The 13,760-nt window shown below is 60.2% G+C and carries 17 protein-coding genes; 8 read left to right on the plus strand and 9 right to left on the minus strand.

Features of this window, described 5'->3' with window-relative positions; all coding sequences use genetic code 11:
• The first annotated feature begins 154 nt into the window (after positions 1-154).
• From BJ928_RS22455 to chrA, 3 genes are all read left to right on the plus strand, one after another.
• A complete protein-coding gene (locus BJ928_RS22455) occupies positions 155-628 on the plus strand; it encodes a hypothetical protein (protein WP_047630625.1) in 474 nt (157 codons plus the stop codon).
• Between the two features lie 103 nt (positions 629-731).
• Positions 732-1,262, plus strand: a complete 531-nt coding sequence (locus BJ928_RS38575) for a hypothetical protein (RefSeq protein ID WP_147413932.1) — start codon at positions 732-734, stop codon at positions 1,260-1,262.
• Between the two features lie 3 nt (positions 1,263-1,265).
• Entirely contained in the window at positions 1,266-2,495 is a 1,230-nt protein-coding gene (gene chrA / locus BJ928_RS22460) for a chromate efflux transporter (protein WP_047630624.1), read from the plus strand.
• A gap of 89 nt (positions 2,496-2,584) precedes the next feature.
• On the opposite strand, the gene BJ928_RS22465 is transcribed toward chrA, so the two are convergent.
• Together BJ928_RS22465 and BJ928_RS22470 are read right to left on the minus strand one after the other, a co-directional pair.
• Positions 2,585-4,648 carry a M3 family metallopeptidase gene (locus tag BJ928_RS22465; protein WP_047630623.1) on the minus strand — a complete coding sequence of 688 codons (2,064 nt, stop codon included), beginning with the start codon at positions 4,646-4,648 and terminating at the stop codon, positions 2,585-2,587.
• Positions 4,649-4,745: 97 nt separating this feature from the next.
• Positions 4,746-5,387, minus strand: coding sequence for a LysE family translocator (locus tag BJ928_RS22470; protein WP_047630622.1), 642 nt, complete (start codon positions 5,385-5,387; stop codon positions 4,746-4,748).
• Between the two features lie 162 nt (positions 5,388-5,549).
• Between BJ928_RS22470 and BJ928_RS22475 the strand changes: the two genes are divergently transcribed.
• On the plus strand, positions 5,550-6,032 hold the full coding sequence (locus BJ928_RS22475; protein WP_047630621.1) for a MarR family winged helix-turn-helix transcriptional regulator: 483 nt from the start codon (positions 5,550-5,552) through the stop codon (positions 6,030-6,032).
• Positions 6,033-6,099: 67 nt separating this feature from the next.
• Here the strand turns inward: BJ928_RS22475 and BJ928_RS22480 are convergent, their stop codons facing one another.
• Positions 6,100-7,323, minus strand: coding sequence for an argininosuccinate synthase (locus BJ928_RS22480; RefSeq protein ID WP_047631003.1), 1,224 nt, complete (start codon positions 7,321-7,323; stop codon positions 6,100-6,102).
• Positions 7,324-7,503: 180 nt separating this feature from the next.
• Between BJ928_RS22480 and BJ928_RS22485 the strand changes: the two genes are divergently transcribed.
• Both BJ928_RS22485 and BJ928_RS22490 read left to right on the plus strand, forming a co-directional pair.
• Positions 7,504-8,358, plus strand: coding sequence for an SDR family NAD(P)-dependent oxidoreductase (locus BJ928_RS22485; protein ID WP_047630620.1), 855 nt, complete (start codon positions 7,504-7,506; stop codon positions 8,356-8,358).
• A 64-nt stretch (positions 8,359-8,422) separates the two neighbouring features.
• Entirely contained in the window at positions 8,423-9,064 is a 642-nt protein-coding gene (locus BJ928_RS22490) for a LysE family translocator (RefSeq protein ID WP_047630619.1), read from the plus strand.
• Here the strand turns inward: BJ928_RS22490 and BJ928_RS22495 are convergent.
• Together BJ928_RS22495 and rlmN are read right to left on the minus strand one after the other, a co-directional pair.
• A complete protein-coding gene (locus BJ928_RS22495) occupies positions 9,048-9,476 on the minus strand; it encodes a hypothetical protein (protein WP_047630618.1) in 429 nt (142 codons plus the stop codon). The two genes, BJ928_RS22490 and BJ928_RS22495, sit on opposite strands and share 17 nt — an antisense overlap.
• A 5-nt stretch (positions 9,477-9,481) precedes the next feature.
• Complete coding sequence (gene rlmN / locus BJ928_RS22500; protein ID WP_047630617.1) at positions 9,482-10,717, minus strand: 23S rRNA (adenine(2503)-C(2))-methyltransferase RlmN; 1,236 nt, start codon at positions 10,715-10,717, stop codon at positions 9,482-9,484.
• On the opposite strand from rlmN, the gene BJ928_RS38580 reads away from it, so the two are divergent.
• Complete coding sequence (locus BJ928_RS38580) at positions 10,698-10,997, plus strand: hypothetical protein (RefSeq protein ID WP_147413933.1); 300 nt, start codon at positions 10,698-10,700, stop codon at positions 10,995-10,997. The genes rlmN and BJ928_RS38580 overlap by 20 nt on opposite strands.
• Positions 10,998-11,014: 17 nt before the next feature.
• On the opposite strand, the gene BJ928_RS22505 is transcribed toward BJ928_RS38580, so the two are convergent.
• From BJ928_RS22505 to BJ928_RS22515, 3 genes are all read right to left on the minus strand, one after another.
• Positions 11,015-11,563: an invasion associated locus B family protein gene (locus BJ928_RS22505; RefSeq protein WP_047631001.1), complete on the minus strand. Its 549-nt coding sequence runs from the start codon at positions 11,561-11,563 to the stop codon at positions 11,015-11,017.
• A 334-nt stretch (positions 11,564-11,897) separates the two neighbouring features.
• Positions 11,898-12,287, minus strand: a complete 390-nt coding sequence (locus BJ928_RS22510) for a YkvA family protein (protein WP_047630616.1) — start codon at positions 12,285-12,287, stop codon at positions 11,898-11,900.
• A gap of 66 nt (positions 12,288-12,353) precedes the next feature.
• Entirely contained in the window at positions 12,354-12,659 is a 306-nt protein-coding gene (locus BJ928_RS22515) for a 4a-hydroxytetrahydrobiopterin dehydratase (protein ID WP_047630615.1), read from the minus strand.
• A gap of 35 nt (positions 12,660-12,694) precedes the next feature.
• Between BJ928_RS22515 and BJ928_RS22520 the strand changes: the two genes are divergently transcribed.
• Positions 12,695-13,177, plus strand: coding sequence for a low molecular weight protein-tyrosine-phosphatase (locus BJ928_RS22520; protein WP_047630614.1), 483 nt, complete (start codon positions 12,695-12,697; stop codon positions 13,175-13,177).
• Here BJ928_RS22520 and thpR read toward each other — a convergent pair.
• The gene (thpR, locus tag BJ928_RS22525; protein ID WP_047630613.1) at positions 13,108-13,704 is read right to left on the minus strand and encodes an RNA 2',3'-cyclic phosphodiesterase; all 597 of its coding nucleotides are present in this window, start codon (positions 13,702-13,704) and stop codon (positions 13,108-13,110) included. The two genes, BJ928_RS22520 and thpR, sit on opposite strands and share 70 nt — an antisense overlap.
• Positions 13,705-13,760: the final 56 nt, after the last annotated feature.

Raw genomic sequence — 13,760 nt, forward strand, 5'->3', positions numbered from 1 at the left:
TAAACACGCCAATTGCATTTGGCGCGCTCATACCCTTTTTTTCGCGAATGCGAAAGGGGGGAGGCAAGAAAGCAGCCGCATGGCTGCCATCCCACCTCTCTGATATGTTAATTTCAGGCTGATCGACAGAAATTGCCAACCTATCGAGGCACATATGTCTAACACCCTGTATGAGGGCAATCTCTTTGCCGACTACTTCCAAATATATCTGCGTGACGCGGCCCATCCCGACCTGCCTGACGATTATACCGATGAGGTAGTCACGCGCCGCATAGCAGTCAGCCCTCATGCGATCATTCTCCACACGGCGCGCAATATGACTGTACCGGTGCGCGTCGAGTGGCACGACGAACGCCCGGCGCTCGACCTCGACGCCTTCCAGCATGTGGTTGAAACTCGTTTTGACTGCCCTTCAGGCGAACTCGTTCTGGCCGGCTTGACGGACTACGATCCGACCGCTCCACGTCTTCCGGTGCAAGCCGGGCCGCTCGGCGTCCGAGTGACCATGTCCGGTCTCGATACTCTCAGCGAAGATGGGCTTGAGGGAGATGACCAGTATGTTTTCGAGCTTTGGCCCGGAACGGAATCGGAAACCGTGCGCGTGTTGAAATCATGGGCCGACAAATAGCTCGCCGTCAGAAATCCAAGGCTTCTTGCGCCGCGGGATCCGGTTGCAAAATGTGCCGCAGATTGCAGGATTTCCGTAATTTGTTTTGCTTGGGTGGCACATATTGAGCAAATTTCCATGGGCTGTACGAGCGAGGGATGTCGAGGAAGCGCGAAAAGCCATCAATGCTTCTCCACGAACGCATGAGTTGGTTGAACGTTTTCATAGTGCCGTCGAGGCAGCTTATCCACCAGACTTTTGGGAGCATTATGACCGGCTCAAGGGCGGCGACGCGCGCGGTGTGGAAATGGCCATCGAATTCCTCGAAGCCGACCCCTGGTTCTTTCGATCAGGCTACATCAAGGCGAATCTTGCAAGATTTCTGAAGCGTGTCCCCTTATCGAAGCAGCGGGTTCGTCGGCTGGAAAGCGTCTTGCTTAAAATTGTCGATGAAAGAAACACCGAGGAGTTCCGTAATTATTGCCGTCTGGCACGCGTTATTGCCACACCGGCTTTGCAGGAGGCTCTTATAGAGCGCCTAACAGATGAAAATTTGGGTCGCCGGCTTAGAGCGACATGGATGCTCTCCTGTATAGGAGAGCATCCTATTTTGCGGGAATCTCGGCGTCCAAGCCAGCCAAAACCAAGGAGTTGATTGGTGAAATCGTCGGCAGCAGCAACTCCAGAGACTGCTACCAGCCAGCCCCACGGTACGGCTGGCGAAGTTTTCCTTGCCTTCCTCAAACTTGGCCTCACCTCGTTTGGCGGTCCGATCGCTCACCTCGGGTATTTCCGCAATGAGCTGGTCATGCGCCGGAAATGGATAAGCGAGGAAGGCTATGCGGATCTGGTCGCTCTCTGCCAGTTTCTGCCGGGTCCTGCTTCGAGCCAGGTCGGCTTTGCTCTCGGCCTGCTGCGCGGCGGCTTCGGCGGCGCGTTTGCCGCATGGACGGCTTTCACGCTTCCCTCCGCGATCCTGCTCGTCGCCTTTGCGATGGCGGCAACCGCGTTTGGCGGGTCGGTCGGCGGTGGCTTGCTGCACGGCCTCAAGATCGTCGCCGTCGCCGTGGTCGCACAGGCAGTCTGGGGCATGGCGCGCACTTTGACGCCGGATAGGGAGCGGGCAAGCATTGCTCTGGGTGCCGTGCTGATCGTCGTCTTTGTGCCGAGCGCGATCGGCCAGATCGTGGCGATCGCAGCCGGCGCCTTCGCCGGACTGCTGGTTTGCCGCAGCGAGGTGGCGTCCACCGCCCACCGCGTCTCATTCCGCGTTCCCAGATGGATCGGGCTTCTATGCCTGGTGTGCTTCGTTGCGCTGCTCGGCCTGTCGCCGATCCTATCCGCCGTCAGCGGGTCGCAAGGCGTGGCATTGTTCAGCGCCTTCTATCGTTCCGGTTCGCTTGTTTTTGGCGGCGGCCATGTCGTGCTGCCGCTGCTGCAGACCGAGGTGGTCAATACCGGTTGGGTCAGTGCCGATGCGTTCCTGGCCGGCTATGGCGCCGCGCAGGCAGTCCCCGGGCCGCTCTTCACCTTCGCGGCCTATCTCGGCGCAGTCATGGGGCCGGCGCCGCACGGCCTTGCCGGAGCGGCCATCGCGCTCGTCGCAATTTTCCTTCCCGGCCTGCTGCTCCTGGTCGGCACATTGCCATTCTGGGATGACTTTCGCCGCTATCCTCTGGCCCAAGCCGCCATGCGCGGCGCGAGCGCGGCAGTCGTCGGCATTCTTGCCACGGCGCTCTATAACCCGGTCTGGACGAGCGCGATCCTGCGGCCCTATGACTTCGCCGCCGCCTTGGTGGGCTTCGTTTTGCTCGTCGCCTGGAAGGCCCCGCCTTGGGTCGTCGTTGTCTTGATGGCGCTCGCGGGAATAGGGCTCGCCTTCATTTGAAGCTCAGCTGAAAGAGAACGGTCGTCACGGATGGCAATTGCTCTACGATATAGGCAATCGCGCCATCCGGACACTTGTGAACAGCCCGATCAGGCCGCCAGCCCCTTCTTCTTCAGCATCGCATCCGGGCTCGGCAGCTTGCCGCGGAAGGCCTTGTAGGTTTCTTCCGGGTCGATCGAACCGCCGACGGAATAGATGTTGGCCTTCAGTCTCGCGGCCATATCCGCATTGAAGGCATCGCCGGTTTCCTCGAAGGCGGCGAAGGCATCGGCGTCGAGCACCTCCGACCACATGTAGGAATAATAGCCGGCCGAATAGCCGTCGCCGGAAAACACGTGCTGGAAGTGCGGCGTCGCATGGCGCATGACGATCGACTTCGGCATACCGATCTCGGCCAACACCTCGGCCTGCACCGCCATCGGGTCCTCGACCGCGCCGCGGGTATGAAAGGCCATGTCGACCAGTGCCGAGGAGGTGAACTCGACCGTGTTGAAGCCGGCATTGAAGGTGCGCGCCGCCAGCACCTTGTCGAGCAGCGCCTGCGGGATCGGCGCGCCGGTCTCGTAGTGAACGGCATATTCCTTGAGGATGGCCGGCACGGTCAGCCAGTGTTCGTAGAGCTGCGACGGCAGTTCGACGAAATCGCGGGAGACGCCGGTGCCCGAAACCGAGGGATAGGTGACGTTGGACAGCATTCCGTGGAGCGCATGGCCGAATTCGTGGAACAGCGTGCGGGCATCGTCGAGCGACAGCAGCGCCGGCTTACCTTCGGCCGGTTTGGCGAAATTGCAGACATTATAGATGATCGGCAACTCGCCGACATGGCCGTTCTTCAGCGACAGCTTGTGCTGCGACTGGAACGAGCTCATCCAGGCGCCGGAACGCTTCGATGAGCGGGCGAAGTAATCACCGAGGAACAAGGCGACGAGCTTGTCGGACCGGTCGCGGATCTCGAAGACGCGCACATCGGGATGGTAGCCGGGAACGCCCTTCTGCTCGACGGCCTTGATGCCGAAGAGGCGTCCGGCAACGTCGAAGCAGGCGGCGATGATCTTTTCGAGCTGCAGATAGGGCTTCAGCTCCGTTTCGGAGAAATCGAACTTCCGCGTGCGGATCTTCTCGGCATAGTGCCGCCAGTCCCAGGGCATGACCTCGTGATTGCGGCCTTCCTCTGTTATCAGCGCGGCAATATCCCTTTCTTCCTCGCCGGCACGCGCCGCCGCCTTGGCCCATACCGCCATCAGCAGTTCATTGACCGCTGCCGGCGTCTTCGCCATGGTGTTGTCGAGCTTCAGCTCCGCGAAGTTGGCATAGCCGAGCAGCTTGGCCTTCTCTGCCCGCAGCGCCAGCGTCTCGCGGATGATCTCGCGATTGTCGGTCTTGCCGCCATTGGCGCCGCGCGCCACCCAGGCATTGAATGCCTGTTCGCGCAGATCGCGCCGTTCGGACGAAGTCAGGAAAGGCTCGATGATCGAGCGCGACAGGGTGACGGCATATTTGCCCTCTTCGCCGCGTTCGCGCGCGGCAGCGGCCATCGCATCGCGCAGATAGTCGGGAAGCCCGGCAAGATCGGCCTCTTCCGACAGCAGCAGCGCCCAGCTCTTTTCATCCGCCAGCACGTTCTGACCGAACTGCGCGCCAAGGCCGGCAAGCTTCTCGTTGATCGCGGAAAGCCGATCCTGCTCGGCCTTCGGCAGCTTCGCACCCGCCTTGACGAAGCCCTTCCAGTGTCGCTCCAGCACGCGGGTCTCTTCCAACGTCAGACCGAGCGTGTCACGGCTGTCCCAAAGGGTATCGATGCGTGCAAAGAGCGCGGCATTCGTACCGATCTTAGAATAGTGACGCGCCATCTTCGGCGCGATCTCGCGCTCCAGCGCCTGGATCGTCTCGTTGGTGTGGGCACCCGCCTTGTTCCAGAAGAGCGCCGAGATGCGCGACAGCTCGTCGCCGGCGATTTCGAGCGCGGTGACGGTATTGGCGAAGGTCGATGGCTCGCTGTTGCCGGCAATCTTATCGATCTCGGCCTCATGCAAAACAAGCGCGGCATCGAAGGCAGGTGCGAAATCCGTATCCTTCACCGCATCGAAACGTGGCAGCCCCTGATGTCCGGTCCATTCGGTGAGCGCGGGATTGACGGCAGTAGGAGAAGACATGCGGGGCATCCTTTCGACAGACATCTGATCGAAGCACGATATAAGGCTAGCTCCGCCGGATTGGTATGGCGGGGCCGAACAAATTGATGTGGCTGGATCAGGCCCTGCGCCAGCCGAGCAGGCCCGGCGTGGCATGCCAGAGCGCCTGTGCCGCAAAACCCATGAAAAGCACACCGGAGCAACGCACGATCAGCCGCTCATGCGCGCGATAGAAACGCCGCACGGCACCCGCTCCAATGATGCTGATGAGGATGAGATCAGCCGTTATGAAGCCGACGAAGGAGACGACGAGCAGCAGCGGCAACGCGCTGAAGGTTAATGCGCTGGCGGAGCCGGCGACAAGCGCCGTAAAGGTCGCAAGCGCCACGGGATATCCCTTCGGATTGGTGATGCCGAAGATCAGACCGCGACGGAACGGGCGCTCGACATTGACGAGCGCCTTGCCGTCACCCTTCGGCTTGGCTGTCACCGCCTTCCAGCCGATCCAGGCAAGATAGAAGCCGCACAGCAATCCGAGCAGATCGAAGACGAACGTGCCGATGGTCTTGGCACCGACGATCGCAACCAGCGCAAGCGTGGACCAGACGAGATCGCCGAGCAGATGGCCGCTGACGAAGAATGCGCCCGCTTTGCGCCCCTGACCGGCGCCGATGCCGAGCAAAGCCAGAAAAGCGGGACCAGGAATGAGCACATAGAATAGTGCTGCGAGAAAAGCGCCAACAACAAGGGATTGTGTCATGATGGATGTTCCGGCTGGTAATCGCGCGAGAGTAGCAATCTGCCAAAATCGGTCAAGCATGTGTTCGTTTTAGGTCTGAAGAAGTCGTTGTGTTCACGAGACTAAATCAATAAGAACGTTGTGGGGCCCCAAAAATCAAAGAGCGTAGGTAGGGAAACGCTTATGAACAGCAGGATTAATACGGACTCACTCGCTTTTCTAGTAAGCGATTGTGCCCGACTGATCAGGGCGGCCTTCGAGCGACGGATTCTTGTCGCCGGGCTAGGGCTGACGGCGGGCGAAGCACGGACGCTGATGCAGGTCGCCGCTATTAATGGCAGCCGTCAGCTCGACATCGCCTCCCGCATGGGGTTGGAACCGATGACGGTCAGCGCTTTTCTGGACAAATTGCAGGCACGCGGCTTGATCGAGCGCCAGCCAGACCCGCTCGACCGCCGCGCCAAGCGGATCGTATTGTCGGAAGCCGCCGATGCGAAGCTGAGGCAGATAGATCGCGAAGTCTGCGAAGTCGAACGCAATGCAACGCAGGGCTTCGACAAGGATTTGCAGGTGCAATTGCACGATGCGCTTTGCTCTTTCCGCAGCAATCTGCAGAAGGCCGAGGCGCCTGCGGAAATCGAACGCGAACTGAGACCGGTGGATTAATTCCAGGTCGCCGTAAAAGACAAGCCCGCCTCCGGCGACCGGAAGCGGGCTTTTTGTATGTCGCGAATTACTTCGACAGGTTGCGCTTGCCGAGGGTACGCAGGCGCAGGGCGTTGAGCTTGATGAAGCCGGCCGCGTCCTTCTGGTCGTAGGCGCCCTGGTCGTCTTCGAAGGTAACGAGCTTGTCGGAATAGAGCGACTTCGGGCTTTCGCGGCCGATGGTCATGACGTTGCCCTTGTAGAGCTTCAGCGTCACTTCGCCTTCGACATGCTCCTGGCTCTTGTCGATCAGGGCCTGCAGCATCTCGCGCTCCGGCGAGAACCAGAACCCGTAGTAGATCAGCTCGGCATAGCGCGGCATCAGCTCGTCCTTGAGGTGCGCGGCACCGCGGTCGAGCGTGATGGATTCGATGGCGCGATGGGCTGCAAGCAGGATCGTACCGCCGGGGGTTTCGTAAACGCCGCGCGACTTCATGCCGACGAAACGGTTTTCGACGAGATCGAGACGGCCGATGCCGTTGTCGCGGCCGTATTCGTTCAGCTTGGCAAGCAGGGTTGCCGGGCTCAGGCGCTGACCGTTGATCGAAACGGCATCGCCCTTTTCGAAACCGACCTTGATGATCGTGGCCTTGTCGGGAGCAGCCTCCGGAGAAATCGTGCGCATGTGCACGTATTCCGGTGCTTCGTGAGCCGGATCTTCCAGAACTTTGCCTTCGGAGGAGGAGTGCAGCAGGTTGGCGTCGACGGAGAACGGCGCTTCGCCCTTCTTGTCCTTGGCAACCGGGATCTGGTGCTTCTCGGCGAATTCGAGCAGGTCGGTACGGCTCTTGAACGACCAGTCGCGCCACGGAGCGATGATCTTGATGTCCGGATTCAAAGCATAGGCCGAAAGTTCGAAGCGGACCTGGTCGTTGCCCTTGCCGGTCGCGCCATGCGCGATGGCGTCAGCGCCGGTCTTCTTGGCGATCTCGATGAGATGCTTGGAGATCAGCGGGCGAGCGATCGAGGTGCCGAGCAGGTAGACGCCTTCGTAGACGGCATTGGCGCGGAACATCGGGAAGACGAAATCGCGCACGAACTCTTCGCGCACGTCCTCGATGTAGATTTCCTTGATGCCTAGCAACTCGGCCTTCTTGCGCGCCGGCTCCAGCTCTTCGCCCTGCCCGAGATCGGCGGTGAAGGTTACGACTTCGGCGCCCAGCTCCGTCTGCAGCCACTTCAGGATAATCGAGGTGTCGAGGCCGCCGGAATAGGCGAGAACGACTTTCTTCACGTCTTTATGTGATGCCATGATGAGTTCCATTTCAAGGCGAGCCAGGGGAGAGGCCCGCAAATCTGCGTCGCGAAACTTTTAGCGAGATTATCGTGAGGCGCAAGGGGAGGCCCTGTAACGCTACCTCCGACGGGTTTGACACGCTTTCGGAAAGCGCCATATTCGCCGGCGAGCAAGCAATGCCTGGAGGGCACGCCTTTGACCGATATTCAAGCTATTTTCAAAAAAACCAATGTTGCCGTCATCACCGGAGGCGCATCCGGCATCGGCTTTGCCGCAGCAAAATACTTCGCCTCGCTCGGCATGAGCGTCGTGATCGCCGACCTCGGTGGCGACCGGCTGGCGCAAGCGGCGAGCGAACTCAAGGTGATCGCTGGCGAAGAACACGTCCTGGCCGTCGAGACCGATGTCTCAAGCAAGGACGCACTGGAAGCTCTGGAGCGCACCGTCCTGCAGCGTTTCGGCCGCGTGCATGTGCTGATGAACAACGCCGGTATCGGCCCGGAAACCTCGATCTTCAGCGCCCAGGCCGGCTGGGACGCCATCCTCGGCGTCAACCTGCTGGGCGTCATCAACGGCACGCGCGTCTTCGGACCCGGCATGTTGGCGCATGGCGAGCCGGGTGTCATCATCAATACCGGCTCGAAGCAGGGCATCACCACGCCTCCGGGCAATCCCGCCTATAACGTTTCGAAGGCCGGCGTGAAGGTTTTCACCGAAGCGCTGCAGCATGAGCTCCGCAATACGGACGGCGCGAAGATTTCGGCCCACCTTCTCATCCCTGGCTTCGTCTTCACCGGCCTGACCAAGGGCGAGCGGAAGGAAAAGCCGGCCGGCGCCTGGACACCGGAGCAGACGGTCGAGTTCATGGTGGAAAGCCTGAAGCGCGGCGATTTCTACATCCTTTGCCCCGACAATGACGTCGCCCGTCCCGTCGACGAACGCCGCATGCTCTGGGCCGCCGGCGATATCGTCGAGAACCGGCCGCCGCTGTCGCGCTGGCATCCCGACTACGCCGATCAATTCAAGGCTTTCCTTGAAAAGAAGGATTGATTTGCAATCCCCCGAAAGCCGGATAAGAGCAAATGCATCCCCTATCCGGCTTTCGGAGCATCTAATGGACTTCATACCCAGCCTGCCGACCCTCCTTGCCTTTTCGGCGGCAAGCCTCCTGCTGGCGATGACGCCCGGGCCTGACATGACGCTGTCGATCAGCCGCGCGCTCGCACAGGGCAAGAAGGCAGCGCTCTTCGTCGTGCTCGGCACCACCCTTGGCGTCGTCGTCCATACCTGCCTGGTGGCCTTCGGCATTTCCGCGCTGATCACGGCCTCGCCCGTCGCCTTCACCGTGCTGAAGACTGGCGGCGCCGCCTATCTGCTCTGGCTGGCGATCCAGGCGATCCGCTTCGGCTCAAATCTGTCGGTCAAGAAAGTCGATACCGTCGGCAAGACGCCTTTCGCCAACATCTCGAATGGCTTCTGGGTCAACCTGCTGAACCCCAAGGTCATCATCTTCTTCATGACCTTCCTGCCGCAGTTCGTGACCGCCGGCGATCCCGCCGTCACGCACAAGCTGCTCTTCCTGGGCTTCTTCTTCATCGTCATCGGCATCCCGATCAACGTGCTGGTCATTCTCGCCGCCGATGGCCTGTCGTCCTGGCTGCAGAAAAACCGCAGCGTGATGCGCGGGCTGGATTACACCTTCGCCAGCGTCTTCTCGATCTTCGCGGTGAAAATCTTCTTCACTCAGGCTCGCTGAGTATGGACCATCGCCCCGCAAACCGGCCGGCGATCCACCAATAGACGGTGGCGCTTGCAGCACCCAGGAAGGCGAAGCAGACGGCAACGGTGATCAGATTGAGTGTCTGCGGCCGTTCTATGCCGCCCGAAATCAGGATGGACGCGACCGCCGACAGGATCGCCCCGAAGATCGCATAACCATACCATCGGCGCATGCCGCGCCATTCGAGAATGGGGATGACCACCAACGACGGCAGGATGCTGACGATCATCGCCACCTTCGTCAGAGCGATGGTCAGGACGAAAAGCTCGGGCGCCGCCGTCTCCGGCACCGTCCATGCGGCAACGCAGGCCAGCACGAAGCCCATCAGAGCGCAAGCGGCAACATAGCCCCAGACGAGGCGTATCGGCTTGCGCAGTCCAAGGAGCATCGATCTCAATCCTCGCCGTGATTGGCGATCATCATCGCTTCGAATGCCAATCGCTCCGTCTTGCGCATGCGCTCGGATTCCGACTTCAGCTGGCCGCAGGCGGCAAGAATATCGCGGCCGCGCGGCGTGCGGATCGGCGAGGCATAGCCGGCCGAATTGATGAAATCAGCGAACTTCTCGATCTGCTCCCAGTCCGAACACTGGTAGTTCGTGCCGGGCCATGGGTTGAAGGGGATGAGGTTGATCTTGGCCGGAATGCCCTTCAGGAGCTGGATCAGCCCCTTCGCGTCCTCAAGGCTGTCGTTGACGCCCTTCAGCATGACATATTCGAAGGTGATGCGGCGCGCGTTGGAAAGGCCGGGATAGGCGCGGCAGGCGTCCATCAGTTCCTTCAGCGGATATTTCTTGTTGATCGGCACCAGCATGTCGCGCAGATCGTCGCGCACGGCATGCAGCGAGATCGCCAGCATGACGCCGATCTCGTCGCCGGTGCGATAAATTTCCGGCACGACACCCGAGGTCGAAAGCGTGATGCGCCGCTTCGAAAGAGATAGGCCGTCGCCATCGGAGGCGATCAGCAGCGCCGTCTTGACGCTGTCGAAATTATAGAGCGGCTCGCCCATGCCCATCATGACGATGTTGCTGACCTTGCGACCCTCGGCCGGCATGATCGTCCCCTGCGGCGCTTCGCGATCCGGAAAATCGCCAAGCCGGTCACGCGCCAGCAGCAACTGCGACAGGATTTCCTCCGCCGTCAGATTGCGCACCAGGCGCTGCGTACCGGTGTGACAGAAGGAACAGGTGAGCGAACAGCCGACCTGGCTGGAAATGCAGAGCGTGCCGCGCCCTTCTTCCGGGATGTAGACGGCTTCGATCTCAACGGGACGGCCAGCGCCGCGCGGCGGGAAGCGCAGCAGCCATTTGCGGGTGCCGTCGTTGGAGACCTGCTCCTCGACGATCTCGGGGCGCGCGATGGTGAAATGCGTCTTCAGCATCTCGCGCATGTCCTTCGACACGTTCGCCATGTCATCGAAATTAGAGACGCCGCGCACGTAGATCCAGTTCCAGAGCTGGCTGACGCGCATCTTGATCTGCTTGTCGGCAACGCCCTTTTCCTTGAGCGCGGCCGCCATTTCCTCGCGCGTCAGGCCAATCAGCGACGGCTTCGGCGCAAGCTCGACCGGCTGCGATACCGGCATCGGCTTGAGCCTGGAGGGAGTTATGACATCAGTGGCGGACATAGGATCGTTCCAACGGTTCACATCGGCGATGCCGCAAAAGCTGGCGAAAGCTGCGGATGCGGGCAAGGCACGGAAATCTGAAGATTCATGCGGTGGCCGGACCAGCTATCTTCAAGCTATCTGCCGCACACCTATCGTTGGCGCGGCCTTTAGCATTAATTTCCGCTCGCGTCATCCCTTTCCCTTAAAAGCGAAGATCGGCCCTCAAAAGCGAAAGGCCGGTCAGTCTGACCGGCCTCATCATTGCGGTCGCGGCGACGGCGGGATCACATTGTCGTGATCTCTCGGTCCTCGATCTTATTTGCAGTTTTCGATCTGCTTCAGCGCGGCGGTCACACCCTTCAGGGAATAGGTGTAGGAGGTGGCCGTGCCCTTCTTGGAGGTCGCCGAAACCTTCAGTGAATGCCCGGACTTCAGCGCGGCAACCAGTGCCGGCTCCTGCGCTGCGTTCTCGACCCAGGCAGCCTTGTCCTTGGTGAACATCACGAAGGTCTTGTTGTCGATGACGACGTTGACCTTGGAATTGTCCTTGAGGGAATAGCCCATCATCGCCTGCGGCTCATAGGAAATGTTCTGGCCCGGGCGCTGCGAGACGATGAAGAAATTGTCGCCATGGTCGATGCCGGTTGCCGGCGTCTTCGTGGTCGGCACGGAGAGAACGTAGCAGACCTTGCCGCCGGCGGACTGGTAGGAGTAGGCGCCCCAGGCGTCGAACTGCTGAATACGCGTCGGAGCCGCCGGCGCTGCTGCTGCCGCTGCCTGCGTCTGCTTCTTGGTCTGCGCGGACGCTATGCCGGTTCCGGCCAGAACGAGCGAGAGGGCGATTGCGAAGCTTTTTACAAACATGGTTTCCTGCCGATTTTTTGCGGTCCAGAGCTCATGGCGATTCGATTGACGCACGCCGATGCTCGTGAGCTGCCTTATTTTGACTTTATTCAGGTTACCAAACCGTCAACGGAGCGCTGCCCGCCATTGGCTCCGTGCCATTTCAACCCAGATATCGCACAAAGCTTGAAAAGCACCAGAAGGAATTGGAAAACCTGGATGGTGGAGTACCACCCAACGGATTCGATTTAAGACAGAAAGATTCAGGCAAGAATTTGACCTCGCTAAAATCAGGGAGGTCTCATAAATCCATGGAAACCCGAGAGGATTCAGGTCAACCATCGCAAAGTGGGCATCAGGCCGTCTTCATGGCCTCCGGCTCGCTCTCCAGAGCCCGATCAGCCGCATCGTAATGTTCCTGGCGGATATGGCCCCGGATCATGCTGAAGGCGAGCGTCAGCACCGCGACATCGTCCGTATAGCCGATGACGGCAAAGAAATCGGGGATGATATCGACAGGCATGACGAAATAGCCGAGCGCCGCCAGCAATATGCCGCGAACGCGAGTCGGCGTCGGCGGGTCGAGCGCGCAATAAAAGGCGGCAACGACGTCGCGGGAAAAGGGAATATGGCGAGCCGCCTTTCGCAAGGTCGGCCAGAATTTTCTGCGCACCGATTTCTCCTGCTCTTTTTGGGTCTCGTCATCACCAGGCATCAGGATTTCCCCGTACTTGATGTCATCCATTCCATTCGCCTCTGTTCGCACCCGTCCCGCGGGCCGTGTAAACATATGGTGATCGCATGGCGCGATTCAATCGAGCCGGCGCGCCGCCGCCTTCTCCATCGCCTTGGCCAGCTTGACGTCATGGTCGGTCAGGCCGCCGACATCGTGCGTCGTCAGCTTCACCTCGACGCGGGAATAGACGTTGAACCATTCCGGATGATGGTTGAGTTTTTCCGCGGCAAGGGCGGCTTCCGTCATGAAGCCGAAAGCCTCGACGAAATTGCGGAACTTGAAGGTCTTCGACATCGAAAGCCCGTCGGCGGCAAGCGCCCAGCCTCCGAGTTCCGCAAGATTTTCATCGATTGCCGCGCGGTCCAGCTTCTCGTATTTCATGGCAGGTCACTCCTCTCTAGCGGTGAAACGATAGCATGGTTCGTCACAGGGTTCTTTTCGTCTGCGCCGGCAATATCTGCCGGTCGCCCCTCGCCGAAGGCATATTCAGGCATCTGGCGAGCGAAGCCGGCCGCGGCCACGAATTCGAGATTGATTCGGCCGGCATCGGCGGTTGGCATCAGGGCGAGCCGCCGGATCGCCGCTCGATCGCGGTTGCGGCCGATCATGGAATCGATATTTCAGCCCAGCGCGCCCGCCGCATCGAACCATCAGATTTCAGCCGGTTCGATTTGATCCTGGCAATGGATCAAGACAATTTGAAGAACTTGCGGAAGACGGCGCCCGCCGATGCTCTCGGCAAGCTGCATCTCTTCAACACCCTTGCGCTTGGCAGCAGCAAGGACATCCCCGATCCCTATTACGGCGAGCGCAAGGATTTCGAGGCTGTCTATACCATGCTCTTAGCCGGCTGCAGCGAACTGTTGCCCAAGGACGGGAACGTGCTGCGGGGCTCGTGAAGCGGGAAGATCTCTTCGGTGAGGTAGGGACCGCCGCCGACCGATTCGCGCGAGGACAGAAGCACGAAGCGCCCGACAGTGAACGGCGCAGTATAGAAATTGCCGCGGCCGGAGAGATAATGCACGACATCATCGACCCGCGAGGATTTCAGCCTGGCGAGCGTCACATGCGGCGTGAACTTGCGGGGGTCCGGCTGAAGACCGATGCGTTGGCAGATCCGCTCGATCTCGCCTTGCAGGGCGAACATGTCAGGCGTTTGCGAGACCCCGGCCCAGACCGAGTGCGGCTTTTTGGAGCCGAAGGAACCGATGCCCTCCAGCCGGAGCTGGAATTCAGGTCGATCTATCCGGTCCAGCCGGTCGACGATCTCATCGGCCGTGCGGCCATCGACATCGCCGATGAAGCGCAAGGTGATGTGATAATTTTCAACGTCGATCCACCTGGCTCCCGGGAGACCACCGCGCAACAATGACAGGCTCATGGCCGCATTGCGCGGAATTTCGAGGGCGGTAAAAAGTCTCGGCATGACGAGCACTCCCCGAATCTCTTGCAGGTACTAGCAGGGAATCACGCATTTGCAGT

The sequence above is a fragment of the Rhizobium sp. WW_1 genome (genome assembly GCF_003610155.1).
GTDB lineage: Bacteria > Pseudomonadota > Alphaproteobacteria > Rhizobiales > Rhizobiaceae > Rhizobium > Rhizobium tropici_A.